The 13,269-nt window shown below is 64.0% G+C and carries 10 protein-coding genes; 4 read left to right on the forward strand and 6 right to left on the reverse strand.

The features are described from left to right. The 4 genes from xth to AC1DYM_RS07260 form a co-directional block, all read left to right on the forward strand. The coding region (xth, locus tag AC1DYM_RS07245; protein ID WP_477337302.1) for an exodeoxyribonuclease III at window positions 1–649 on the forward strand (649 nt) is incomplete at its 5' end. Beyond that, on the forward strand, window positions 646–1,317 hold the full coding sequence (locus tag AC1DYM_RS07250) for a YecA/YgfB family protein (RefSeq protein ID WP_477337303.1): 672 nt from the start codon (window positions 646–648) through the stop codon (window positions 1,315–1,317). The genes xth and AC1DYM_RS07250, both read left to right, overlap by 4 nt. A 105-nt stretch (window positions 1,318–1,422) precedes the next feature. After that, window positions 1,423–2,253, forward strand: a complete 831-nt coding sequence (locus tag AC1DYM_RS07255; protein WP_477337304.1) for a pirin family protein — start codon at window positions 1,423–1,425, stop codon at window positions 2,251–2,253. 226 nt (window positions 2,254–2,479) lie between these two features. Further along, window positions 2,480–2,839 (forward strand): hypothetical protein, encoded by a 360-nt coding sequence (locus tag AC1DYM_RS07260; protein ID WP_477337305.1) that lies wholly within the window; start codon window positions 2,480–2,482, stop codon window positions 2,837–2,839. Between the two features lie 28 nt (window positions 2,840–2,867). Here the strand turns inward: AC1DYM_RS07260 and AC1DYM_RS07265 are convergent, their stop codons facing one another. The 6 genes from AC1DYM_RS07265 to AC1DYM_RS07290 all read right to left on the reverse strand — a co-directional run bounded on the left by AC1DYM_RS07265 (window position 2,868) and on the right by AC1DYM_RS07290 (window position 13,266). Further along, a complete protein-coding gene (locus AC1DYM_RS07265) occupies window positions 2,868–5,609 on the reverse strand; it encodes a discoidin domain-containing protein (RefSeq protein ID WP_477337306.1) in 2,742 nt (913 codons plus the stop codon). Window positions 5,610–5,614: 5 nt separating this feature from the next. Then, entirely contained in the window at window positions 5,615–6,436 is an 822-nt protein-coding gene (locus AC1DYM_RS07270; RefSeq protein ID WP_477337307.1) for a carbohydrate ABC transporter permease, read from the reverse strand. Continuing rightward, window positions 6,433–7,311 carry a carbohydrate ABC transporter permease gene (locus tag AC1DYM_RS07275; RefSeq protein ID WP_477337308.1) on the reverse strand — a complete coding sequence of 293 codons (879 nt, stop codon included), beginning with the start codon at window positions 7,309–7,311 and terminating at the stop codon, window positions 6,433–6,435. Before AC1DYM_RS07275 ends, AC1DYM_RS07270 begins: the two co-directional genes overlap by 4 nt. After that, a complete protein-coding gene (locus AC1DYM_RS07280; protein ID WP_477337470.1) occupies window positions 7,308–8,537 on the reverse strand; it encodes a sugar ABC transporter substrate-binding protein in 1,230 nt (409 codons plus the stop codon). Before AC1DYM_RS07280 ends, AC1DYM_RS07275 begins: the two co-directional genes overlap by 4 nt. A gap of 56 nt (window positions 8,538–8,593) precedes the next feature. Beyond that, complete coding sequence (locus AC1DYM_RS07285) at window positions 8,594–10,075, reverse strand: glucoamylase family protein (RefSeq protein ID WP_477337309.1); 1,482 nt, start codon at window positions 10,073–10,075, stop codon at window positions 8,594–8,596. Between the two features lie 167 nt (window positions 10,076–10,242). After that, window positions 10,243–13,266, reverse strand: a complete 3,024-nt coding sequence (locus AC1DYM_RS07290) for a TonB-dependent receptor (RefSeq protein ID WP_477337310.1) — start codon at window positions 13,264–13,266, stop codon at window positions 10,243–10,245. Between the last annotated feature and the right edge of the window lie 3 nt (window positions 13,267–13,269).

The following is a 13,269-nucleotide window of genomic DNA, read 5'->3' on the forward strand; positions in this document are numbered from 1 at the left end:
CAAGTTCCCCGTGGACGAGATCGCGGCCATGGGCTACAAAGCCGTTTTTTCCGGCCAGAAAACCTACAACGGCGTGGCGATCCTCGCTCGCAGCGAACTGACCGACGTCGTCACCGATATTGAAGGACTGGACGACCCCCAGCGCCGCATCCTCGCTGCCACCGTTGGCGATATCCGAGTGGTCAATCTCTACGTGGTGAACGGCAAGGCCCTGGGCGACGAGAAGTACACCTACAAACTGCACTGGCTGGCGAAAGTCCGCGACTTCCTCCAGGAACAGGCCGCGACATATCCCAGGCTGGTCGTGCTCGGCGACTTCAACATCTGCCGCGACGACCGCGACGTCTACGATCCCGTGGCCTGGGGCGAAGACATCTTTTGTTCGCCGCCGGAGCGAGCGGCGCTGCAGGCACTGTTCGATATCGGCCTTCATGACAGTTTCCGCCTGTTCAACGAGGAAGCCGGTCTCTTCAGCTGGTGGGACTACCGCCAGGCTGGCTTCCGCCGCAACATGGGCCTGCGGATCGACCTCATCTTGATCAGCGATGCGCTCAAATCGTCGGCCACCTCGTCGATTATCGACAAGGCCCCGCGCAAGTGGGAGCAACCGTCCGACCACGCGCCCGTCGCGCTGGAGTTGATGCTTTGAACACACCCAAGTCCGAATGGCCCAGCTCGCTGGATGACGCCGAACTCGAAGTCCTCGATACCTACCTGCGTGCGCACGGTGGCGACGGCGACCTGATGCTCGACGGCTTGCATGGCCTCCTTTCGGCCATTGCCATCGGGCCGCTCGAAGTGAAGCCGGAAGAGTGGCTGCACGAAATCCTGCACGACGCATTCGAAGACGAAGACGAAGGCAACCGGCTACTTGCCTTGCTGGCCAAGCTCAACGACTCGATCAGCGCCGAACTCGACGTGGACGCTTACGAGCCCATCCTGGGCGAGATCGATACCGAGGACGGTCCGATGCTGTCCGCCGCCGGTTGGTGTGAAGGCTTCAGTCGCGGCATCGACATGCGCGCGCAGCTGTGGGAAAACCGGCTTGCCGAGGATCCGACGCTGATGCAGCTGCTCGGTCCGATCATGGCCCTGGCCGTCGATGAAGGCGTGCTCCAGGCCGATGCGGAGTTTGAAAAGCTCACCGACGAGGAATACGACGAGTGCCTTGGTCAGCTGCCCGACGTGCTCAACGCGGTCGGTGAATACTGGCGCCAGAATGCGCCGACCGAGGAAGAGCTGGCGGCGATGACCCGCCCGCGCGTCGACGGCGAAGAGGGCCCGCCTCGCCAGCGTTCCGGCCACTGGGTTCACTAAGCCCGCATGTTCCTCTTCGATCCTGAAACGGATCGTTCACCCCACGGTGCTTGGCGTGGCCCCATCGAAGCGGCATCTTGTCGTTATCGATCCCGGAGAACCGCCATGACCCAACGAAGCATCGTCCGCCGCGTCCGCGGCATGGATACCGCCGATGGTGCCGGCGTGAAACTGAAGCGTGTGATCGGCCAGCCTGCCCTCGACATGCTCGACCCCTTCCTGTTGCTGGACGAATTCCGTTCCGACCAGGCCGACGACTATATCGAAGGCTTTCCCGAGCATCCGCATCGCGGCTTCGAAACCGTGACCTACATGCTCGCCGGCCGTATGCAGCACGGCGACAACCACGGCAATCGGGGCGATCTGGGTCCCGGCAGCGTGCAGTGGATGACTGCTGGCCGCGGCATCCTGCATTCGGAAATGCCGCAGCAGGAAGAAGGCCTGATGTGGGGCTTCCAGCTGTGGGTGAACCTGCCGGCGACGGACAAGATGGTCGAGCCCCGCTACCAGGACATTCCGCCGTCCGATATTCCGCTGGTGCATCCGGCCGACGGCGTGAGCGTTCGCGTCATCGCCGGCGAACTGGCCGGGGCGAAGGGACCGGTGTCGGCCGTGGCAACTGAACCGGTCTACCTCGATATCGCGCTCGATGCGGGTGCGCGCTTCGAACTCGACTTGCCTGAAGGGCACAGTGCCTTTGCCTATGTGTTCGACGGGACAAGCGCCACGGTCGCGGGTGAATCGTTGGCCCGCAGCGAACTGGCCGTGTTGTCGAAGGGCGGCACGGTGAGCTTCGCGGCCGACGCCGCTACACGTGTGCTGCTCGTCGCCGGGCGGCCGCTTGCCGAGCCGGTGGCCCGGTATGGTCCGTTCGTGATGAACACCCCGGCGCAGATTCATGAGGCCATTGCGGATTTCCGCGCCGGCAAGTTCTGAACGCTGGCGTGGCGTGGCGTGGCGCTGTGGCAGCGCCCATCGCCGATGAATCGGCTCCTACCAAACAAGGCACATCCCGCCCGGTAGGAGCCGATTCATCGGCGAACCCCGCGGCAGCGGGCCCGGTTACCTGAACCGTCGGGAGAAGTTCCCCACCCCATTTAGGTCCCGGACGGGGAAGGTTCCTTAGCATCGGCGCATCGGCTTCGCGAGGAATTCATTGCCCATGCGCTTTCTGCTCACGGTCATACCCATTACGGCGGCTCTCATCATCGCGGCCTGTTCGCCGTCGGGGGCGCCTGCCCCAACGAGTACGCCAACGGCCGGGGCATCGAGCGCCGCCGCACCGGCACCCGGCAAGACGGCGCCTGCCAACCCTGCACTCGGCTCCGCGGAGTGGCTCGCGTGGGTCGACAAGACTCTCGCCATCAGTGACGACGGCCATGGGCCGAATCCAGGCACACCGGCCTGGGACCAGGCGGTGAACACCAAGCTGGGCGAGGAAGCGCCGCAGGCGAAGCCGGGATCGGCCGAGTGGCAGCAGGCGGTGGATGCGCTGCTGCGGACGCGGGTAGCGACGCACTGACGGGCAGCGTTCGGGCCCCGTACGAGGGCTATAGCTTTCCGCTGACCACCTTGGCGTCCTTGGGAAGTTTAACCTCGCCCGACGGCAGCGAGAGGATCAGGCCGCCGGGTGGGTGGATCGGCTGGGTCAGGGTCAGCGTGACGTTCCCGCCCTTCGCCGTCAGCGTGTACCCGAGACGGCCGTACGGCGTGCGCAGGTCGTGGATGGCAATGCCCGTGCCCTCGAGCCACGCGGCTTGCACGCCGGCCGCCAGGACCATGCTGCCGTCCGACGCGCGGTCATAGGCGAAAAGATCGAGCGCCGAGCGAACGAAGTCCGAGGCAATCCACGCGTGGGGCATGTCGCCGACGAAGCGCGGCTTGCGCGGGTCGTGGCCGACCACCTCCGCCCACTGGTTCCACGCCGCCGGGCGGCGGTCGGCGAAGAAGAAGGCGATCAGGTCGTTGACGCGATCCCGCCAGCCCAGCCGCACGAAGCTCGCGATCGTGCGCACCTCATAGGGCGTGTAGTCCTCCCAGGCCAGCTTGCCATCGCGTCGCGCGACGAAACCCTCCCAGTACTTCTCGAACGTGCGCTCGACCAACGCCTTCGGCAGGCGTGCCTGTTCTCCGCCCGGCGACAACGCGATGGTGGTGGACGTGGCGTCGAAATCGCCGAGCTCGGCAGATCCCGGAAGGTAGTCGATGCCATGGGCCTTCACCGCCGCGTCGATGGATGCGTGAAGATCGTCGCGGAATTGATTGCGTGACGCGGTGTATATGGGCACGTCGTCCGTGTGACCCAGCGCCGCCGCGAGCTCGATCGCATCGTCGTAACCCTTGAGCGCCCAGAAATCGTCCCAGTACGAATGCATCGGCTTGGTCGAATAGCCTTCGTGACTGATCGACGCCGGCATCAATCCGTACAACGCACGATCCGGACCCTGAAGTCGCGATGGCTGGCGCTCGCTGGTCCGAAGCACCTCCATGTACGCCACGGCTTTCGTCACGTGTGGCCAGAGCGCGTCGACCGTCGCGCGATCGTGCGTGTAGCGCCAGACTTCGGCCACGCTGAAGATCAGTTCGCCGTGGCTGTCGTTCTCCGGCACCGGGTCGGAACCGCGTGCATCGACGCAGCAAGGCACCTTGCCACTGGAGAACTGGTGCGGCGCGTACCAACGGATGAAATCCGCCGCGACGTCTTCGTGACCGGTGCGGAGCAGACCCTCGAGCATCATCGCGCCATCGCGCACCCAGGTGCGTGAGTACGAACGCGTGCCGGGCTGCAGGGCCGGCCCATCGCGCGAGATGAGGATCTGCGCGATGCCGCTCTTCATGGTATCGATGATCGGCTGTGCGGCATCGGGCACGGTGATGCCGACGCGATCGAGTTTGCCGCGCCAGATCGCCGCGACGCCATCGGCATGGGCGGTGAGCCACGCGCCCGCATCCGCAGGCATGGCCACGATGTCGTCCTGCTTCACCGGCACGACCACGCCGAGATCCACATGACCGTGCGCCGGCACATGCAGATCGTAAAGCAAGGCGCCTTGCGCGAAGCCGGTGTCGTCGTGAAGCGCCTTCACGGCCGGGCGCTCTCCCGCCTCCAGTCGCTCGCTCAGCGCCTTCGGCTGGTTGGCACTGGCTACGAAGACCGTGGTCGCCTGCAACGGTACGACCGAACGTTCTCCGTTGACGGTCAACGCGCGGCCATCCCACGCCAGGTCGCGAATCGGGCTCGTGCCACCCGGCGCGTTGAGGAACTGGGTCGGCGGATTGACCTGGAACGGCCGCGCCGCGAGAGCCAGCGTGACATCGCGGGCGGTGTCACTGTCGTTCGCGACGCGGTAACTCACTACCAGTTGCGAGGCGCCTGCCGTCCCCTGGGCGAAGGCGGTGGTGGCTAGCGTAAGGCCATCGGCGGCCCAGCGCACCGAAGGCATCGGCAGGTAGCGATCGCGCAGCGACTGCGTCGTCGTGACATCCGCCCAGGTGATCAGCTTGCGGTTCTCGATCAGGAACGGCTCGAGGGAGAAACCGCCACGCACGATCTCCACGGCACCGTCTTCGGACATCAAGGCCGAATCACGACTGCCGCCGTCGACGCCGACGATCGTCCAGTAGGACTGCTCACCCGAGAAGCCACGCGGGTACAACCCGCGGCGCACCTGCCTGGCGCGCGCCTCGAATACCGCATTCGGCGTTGGCGGCGAGGCAGGTACCGCGGCCGGACGCCGGGGTGTGAGGCGCAGGTTGTCGAAACACACCTCGCCACGGTTCGCGGTCTTCCCTGGCTGCGCCTCCGCATACACCACGAACTCGACATCGCGCGTATGGCGAAGCGTACGGTCCTTGACCGGACCCCAGGCGAACTCGACCTGACGGCTCGTCGCTTCGATGGGCTTCCATGTATCGCTGGGAACGAAGTGCGTTTGCTGGAACCACCAGACGTTGTCGCCACTGTCGTCGATCAGCTTGAGCTGAAGTGTGTTCGGCGGCATCGTCCCGCGCACATCGAAGTTGAGTGCGAAGCCGTCCGGATAGTCGATCGGCAGCGTCTTGCGGATCGAGGCGGCACCCGACACGCCGTTGAAATCGTATGCGAGGCAGATGGCGTTGCCCGTGCGTCCCGGGGCGGCGCGCAGGGTCGCCGACACATCGTCGGTATGGACGGCCGACCAACCGGTCGTCGCATCGAAGTCGTCGAGCGTACGCGCCTTGTCTGCGGCAGACGCCGGCATGGCGAGCGACAGGCACGCGACGGCGAGCGTGAGTACAGCGAAACGCGACATACGGCTTATCCCTTGACGCTGCCCATCAACAGGCCTTCGAGGTAGTAACGCTGCAGGGCAAGGAAGAGCACCAGCACTGGCAGGATGGTGACCACTGAGCCGGCCATCATCAGTTCGCTGTCCTGCACGTGTTCACGCGAGAGCGATGCCAGTGCGATCGGCAGCGTGTAATGCTCCTGCCCGGTCAGCGCGATCAACGGCCACATGAAGTCGTTCCACGCCGCCAGGAAGGTAAAGATCGCCAGGGTCACCATGATCGGCTTCAGCAACGGCATCACGATGGTGGCGAAGATACGGAACTCGCCGGCACCGTCGATCCGCGCGGCTTCCATGAGGTCGTCAGGAATGCCGCTGGCGTACTGGCGCACGAGGAAGATGCCGAAGATCGTCGCCAGTGCCGGCACGATGACTGCGCCATAGGTGTTGACCAGCCCCATGTATTTCAGCAGCAGGAACAGTGGCAGCATCGCCACCTGCGCCGGAATCACCAGCGCGCCGAGCAGTACCTGGAAGAGTCGCTGGCGCCCCTTGAACTCCAGCTTGGCGAAGGCATAGCCGGCCATCAGGTTGAAAGCGAGCGAGACCACCGTGATTGCGGTGGAGATCAGCAGGCTGTTGACCAGATAGCGACCCATGCCGGCGTTGAGGAACAGCTGGCGGTAGTTGGCGAGCGTCGGATGAGTCGGCAGGATGGGCGGCGGCAACGCACTCGCCTCGCCCTGTGGCATGAACGATACGGACAGCATGTACAGCAGCGGCGCGATGGCGATCGCCGCGACGCCGATCAGCAAGCCGTTGATGAGGGCCTTGGCCAGACGCGGACTCATGCCTTCTCTCCCTGGCGCGACAGCCGCAACATCGCTGCGGTCACCGCAAACATGATGACGAAAAGGATGAAGGCCACGGCGGATGCGGAACCGAGGTTCCACCACTTGAAGCCTTCTTCGTACATCAGGTACAGCACGGAAGTGGTGCTCTGCAGCGGGCCACCTTCGGTCATCACATAGGGCTCGGCGAACAACTGGAAGTAACCGGACACGGTGAGGATGCTCACCATCAGCATGGTCGGCTTCAGCATCGGCAACGTGATGTGCCGGAACTGGGCGACGGCCGAGGCGCCATCGATGCGCGCGGCTTCGTAGAGATCGCCTGGAATCGCCTGGAGGCCGGCCATGAAGATGATCATGTTGTAGCCGAAGTTCTTCCACACCGCGAACAGGATGATGGTCGGCATGGCCCAGTGCGGATCGCCCAGCCAGTCCACGGTCGGCATGCCGATCGAGTCCAGGGCGTAGTTGACCAGGCCGTACTTGGTGTTGAACAGGTAACGCCAGATCACAGCGACCGCGACGACCGTTGTCACCACTGGCGCAAATAGCGCCGTGCGGAAGAACGGCTTGAAGCGCGCGAGCGGTGAGTTGAGTAGCATCGCCGCACCCAGCGACGCGAACAGGGACAACGGCACGCCGACGACCACGAAATACACGGTGTGCCCCAGCGCCGACCAGAACAACGGACGCTGGAGCAGCTGCCAGTAGTTCTGCAGCGCGACGAACCGCAGGTTGCGGATATCGGCCAGTGCGTAGAGATCGTAGTCGGTGACCGAAAGGATCAGCGCCGCGATCACCGGCAGCAGGAAGAACAGGCCGAGGATGATCAGCGCGGGCGTGATGAACAGCCAGGCGGCGCGGGAGGTAGTCATGGCGATGCCTTGTGGCCGTGGTCGAGCATCCAGCGACGCTTTTCTAGAAGACGGTCGGCGCGGCGATCGATCTCGGCCGCGGCATCGTCGATGCTGATGTCGCCGTGGGCGGCCTGTGCGGCGACGAGCTGCATCTCGGTGACGATGCGTTCCCATTCGGCGACCGGTGGCGTGGGCTTCACGCGCTCGAGCTGCTCGCGGAAGGCGGTGGCCTTGTCGTCGTCACGCAAGGCCGGGGCCTCCCACGACGAACGGCGCGGCGGCATGTCGCCGAGGATCTGGTAGAAGCGCTCCTGGATCGCCGGGCGGGAGAGGAACTCGATCAGTGCCCAGGCGTCGTCCTTGTGCTTCGACGCACGGAAGATCACCAGGCTGGAGCCACCCGCATTCGATGCCCCGGGACCGTTCGGTCCTGGCAACGGTGTCGTCGCCCAGTCGCCCTGTTGTTCGGGCGGAAGCCGCTTGCGGAACTCGCCGATGTTCCAGGGGCCCGACAGGTAGAACGTGTAGAAGCCCTGGCCGAAGGCGGCCCACGGGTTGCCGACGCCGACGTTCGTCATCATCGGCGCCTGCTGGTTCTTGAACAGTGATACGTAGAAGGCCAGGGCTTTCTTGAAACCTGCGCTGCGGAAATTGCCGTAGCGCCCGTCGTCACGCAGCAGGGGTTCGTCCTGCTGCAGCGAGAGCGCGAGCAGCTGCTCGAACTCGTTGGTCGGCAACAGCACGCCGTACGTCTTGCCCGGCGGTTGCGACAGCTTCGCCATCATTGCCTGCCACTCGGGCCAGTCGCGCGGCGGATGGTCGTAGCCCACTTTCGCCAGAAGGTCCTTGCGATAGAACAGCAACCGCGTATCGACATACCAGGGCACGCCGTAGAGCCTGCCGTCGATGACGTTGGTCGACCAGATCGCGGGGAAGTAATCGTTCTTGTCGACCACCTTCGACGAAGCGACGCGTGCGTCGAGCGGTTCGATAGCGTCCAGCGCGACCAACTCCGGCACCCAGGTATTGCCGAGCTGGGTGATGTCGGGCGTCGAATCGCCGRCATACGCCGTCAACAGCTTCTGGTGCGCAGCCGTGAGCGGCAGCTGCTGCACGGAGACGTGCAAGCCTGGATGCTCGCGCTCGAACTCGGGGAGCAGCTTTTCCACCGCCTCGCCTTCGCGGCCGATGGTCCAGAACTGCAGGGTCCGCGTGCCCTCTTCCTGCTTCGCACAACCGGCCATCGCCGCGCCGGCCAGTGCCAGCACCGCGATGGCGCGGAGAACGCCGGTGACGCGACTCACCACAGGTTGGCGGCCGTATCGGCGTCAAGCCAGCCGCCGGTGAAGCCGGCGCGCTGCAGACCCTTGCGGATGTACGGGTTCTTCTTCATCACCGACCAGACGAAATCGCTGCGGTAGTTCTCGATCATCAGCACGATCGGGCCCTGGTCGATGCCCAGATGCACGGTATCGGCCCAGCCGAAGCCCGGCACCAGCTTGCCCGTGCGCACTTCGGTCTTGGTGTCGAAGGTCATGTTGAAGGCGTCGACGAAGCCGTACTTGGTATAGATGTACTGGCCGTACTTCTTCTTCATTTCCTCGAGCGCGGGGATGGCGATTTCGGGTGCGAAGGCGATCGAACCACCGGCGGCCGTGGGCACGATGGTGCCGTCGTCGGAGATGTAGTCCAGGCCGGCGCCACGCGCGGTGTAGCCGGCGTACGTGCGTTCCTTGTCACCCTGCTTGACGATCAGGCCGCCGGGGCCGTTGCTCGCGGTAAGACCCCAGATGTTCTTGCCGTAGCCGTTCCAGCCGCCGGGGTTGGCCACCGCATAGGCCTGCTGGGAGTACGCGGCGCGGCGGCTGTTCTCGAAGTAGYCCATGTTGTGGTCGCGGCCCCAGGCGTCGCGGATACCGCGGAAGTCGACCCAGGTATGGCTGTACTGGTGACCGAACAGCGGTGCGAAGTTGAGGAAGGTCTGGCCGTGGAACTCGCCCCAGGTCTTGTCGTAGGTCGCGGTCCAGGCCTGCCAGGCATCGTCGCCGACGGGATGGGTGGGCGAGCCCAGGGCAAGGATGTAGACCAGCATGCCTTCGTTGTAGCCGGCCCAGTCGTGCGGAATCATCTTGCCGCCAGGGGTCCAGCCCATGCTGATCAGCGCACCGTGGTTCTGTGCCCACGTCCATTCCACGCGACGGTAGATGTCGTCGGCAAGCTGGCGGATCTGCGCTTCCTTCGGATCGTCGTGGTCGTAGTAGCTCTGCGCGAACAGGATGCCGCCGAGCAGCAGGGTCGTATCCACCGTGGAGACTTCCGTCCAGCGCGCTTCACGCTCGCCGGTCTGCATGTTGAGGAAGTGGTAGAAAAAGCCCTTGTAGCCGGTGGCGCCGTCTTCGGCATCGTTCTGCGGGGCGTCGTGGAAAAACTTCAGGGTGGCCAGCGTGCGCTCCACCGCCTGGTCGCGCGTGATGTAACCCCGCTCCACGCCCACGCCGTACGCCGTCAGGCCGAAGCCGACCGAGGCGATCGAAGCGAAGGAGGGACTCGGGTAGTGATCGGGAATGAGGCCGTTGGTCGGGTTGCCGCTGTCCCAGAACCATTGGAAAGTGCGTTTTTCCAGCTCGACCACCATCGGCGGGACGACGTGGAGATCCTTGAGCGTCGCGGCCGACGTGTGTTTGGCCTTCGCAGGTTCTTTCTGCGCGAGGGCAAGGGGAGCAGTCGTGGCGAGCATGACACCGAGGGTCAGGGCGAGGCGCTTGATCGTAGTGGCTTTCATCGAACGAATCCTTTGGTACTTCTCACCGTGGCGCATGTAAACGTTTACGCCAACCAGACAAATAAAAGTCCCGGAGGACTTTGCTTGCCGTACAAAAGCAGCGCCCGCGGGGAGACTCGCGGGCGCCGAAAGTATGGCGCATCCGGCAGGCCGGATGCGCCAGTCGATCAGAACTTCATGCCGATGGTGAAGCGGGCGGTACGCGGCAAGTAGGTGATGTTGCCCTGCTTGTTGTACGTCACGCCGTTCGGATTGAACACGCCGCCCGAACCCCACGCGGTGGTGTAGTCGGCGAAGTTCTGCCAGTTGAACAGGTTCAGGATGTCAAAGCGGGCGTAGATCTTGGTGTCGCCAGTGATGATGAAGTCCTTGGTGAACTGGATATCGATATCTCGGTAACCCCAGATATCTCCGCCGACCAGGAACTTCGAGCCGTTCGGCGTACCGGACACCGGGTTGCAGCCGCTGCCGGTAGGCAGGATGGCGCCGTAGCAGGCGATATCGTTCTTCGGCAACGGCGTTGCGAGGGTCAGCTTGATCGAGGCATTGATGCCCCACGGCAGGTCGACCGCACCGGTACCGACGAAGCGATGCTTCGCGACGGCGTTCGAGGTGATGAACGGGTAGTCGTTGATCGAGGCTTCGTCGAACGAGTAGTGCTCGTTGATATCGCGGTTCTGCTTGGCGTGCGAGAACGTGTACGCCAGGCTCGTGCTCCAGCCGGACTCCACGGTGTACGGCTTGTTGGCCGACAGCAGGACCTGCGTGGTGCGCGTCGAGATGCCGTTGTTACCGATGATCAGGCCGCCCATGTTCGGCACGCCATTGCCCCAAGGCTGTGAACCGCCCTGGAAGAACTGGCCGTTCGGGAAACGGTTGCCAAGCGTGAAGACGAAGCCATCGCGCGAAAGCACGCGGGTCACCGTGGCATCGGTCTGCCAGTCGCCGACGGTGTTGGACATGCCGAGGCTGAACTGGTCGGAGTAAGGCGCCTTCAGGTGATTATTGAGCATGTCCACTTCCTGGCCGGAGTTACCGCCGGAAAGCAGGCTGTTCAACACGCCCTGGCCACCCGTCAGGTAAGCCGGGTTGAACGGAAGGCAGTTCGACGCGCCCGTGTCGCACGGGTGGGTCGGCAGGTTGAAATTGAGCGTGGTCTGCGGCAGCGTCAGCTTGGTCTGCTCGACCTGCAGGTAATCGAACAGGTTGCGGTCATAGGCGCGGCCCGCACCACCGTGGATCACGTGTTCTTCGTCGCCGAAGAGGTCGTACGAGAAGCCAAGGCGCGGCTGCCACTCACCCTTATAGGCTTTGCGGTTGTTACCCGTGCTGATGTAATCGTTGACGTTCACACCGCCCTTCGCGAGCGACTCCGCGTAGGTCTGGCCGACCGGCGCGCCCGCGTACGGGTCCTGCGAATTGAGCGCATCGAGCACACGCTGCGGCGTCACGTAATTCGTGTACTGCGGCGTAACCTCGTAGTCCCAGCGCACGCCGAGGTTCAGGGTCAGGTGGTCGTTAACCGTCCAGTCGTCCTGCGCGAACATGCCGTACTGACGCGACGTGGTGTTGGCCACGCCATCCACACCCGGGAGCTGTGTGGCGTAGAAAACCTTCCACGGCTGTGCCGACGTGCCGGTGGGATTCACGTCGTAGAAGAACTGCGGGTTCGAGGCTGCGGCATCCGCGGCCTTCAGTTCGATCGACTTGTACTTGTAACCGAACTTGACGACGTGATCGCCGTGCCATTCCAGGTCGTTGAAGGTGAACGTATCGGAGATGCTCGGACCTTCCTGGCTCTTGTCCGAGATACCGCGGGGATCGGCCGAACCCGTGGTGAGGATCGTGGCGTCCTGCTGCGGCTGGTACGTGTAGGTCGCACCATTGCCGACGACCGTAGGAACGGCGCGCAGGTACGCGTTCTCATAGGTAAAGATCAGCTCGTTGTACCAGCTGTCCGCACTGTGGGCCCACTTGAAGGTGCCGCGCGTATCGTGATTGTTGTTGTCGAGCCCGGCCGAAGCCGTCACGCCGCTGCCGACATTCGAGACCTGGGTCTCACGACGCACCTGGGTGCTGATCTCGATGCGGTCACGATCGGTCAGTTCCCAGTCGATCTTGCCGAAGTAGAGCTTTTCGTTGAACGGAATATTGGCCGGGCCGAGTTCCGCCTGTGCGGAGGCCGGCAACAGTGCGCCAGCGTTCGGGTTGTTGACGCTGTTCGGCACGACGGAAATCGGCGTGTCGAATTTCTTCTCTTCGTAGGCCACGAAGAAGTGCATCTTGTCCTTGATGATCGGGCCGCCGAGCGCGAAGCCGTATTCCTTCGACTCGGACTCGACCTTCTTGCCGGAGGACTTCTCGATCGGCGTGCGGTTGCGGAACGCGTCGTTGGTGTACGTACCGAACACTTCGCCGTGGAATTCGTTGGTGCCCGATTTGGTGTCAGCCGTGATCGCCGCGCTCGAGACCTGGTCGTACTCGGCCTTGTAGTTCGAGGTGATCACCTTGTATTCGCCGATCGCCAGCTGCGGGAATGGGTTGCCCTGGCTACCACTCTGGCCGGAGACGCCGCCTTCCTTCACGTAGCTCTTCTGGCTCACGCCATCGATGTAGACGTTGGTCGAGCTGGTGTTCTGCGCACCGCCGCGAAGCGACGTGTTGCCCTTGGCATCGACGCTGAAGACCATGCCCGGCACGGTATCGGCGAATTCGAGGAAGTTACGCGAAGCCTGCGGAATGGTCGCGATCTGGTGAAGCGAGATCGTCTGGCCGACTTCCGGGGTCTTCACTTCCTGGATCGTCGTGGCGGCGACGGTGACGCCTTCCATCGCGGTCGCATTCGCTGCGTTGGCGGTCGTGCCCTGGGAGGTTGGGGCCGCCAGGTTCACGGTGGCCGTGGAGGCGACCGTCAAGGTGATGTTCTGTTCGGTGGCCGGACCTGCGTCCACGCGATACGTCGCCGGCGGCAGGCCGTTGATCACGTAGGAGCCATCGGCGCCAGCGGTCGCATGACGGGTCAGGCCGGTCTGCGGATTGAACACGGTGACGTTGGCGCCCGGCGTGGCCTTGCCTCGCAGCGTGGCGTTGGCGGTCTGCGCGAACACGGCGCCGGGTGCGATCGCGGTGGCGACCGCGGCAGCGATGACGCTGACCAGCAGTTTTTTCTTCAGTTGCGACGAAACCTTCATGAA

The sequence above is a fragment of the Luteibacter sp. P1_D3 genome (assembly GCF_056406135.1).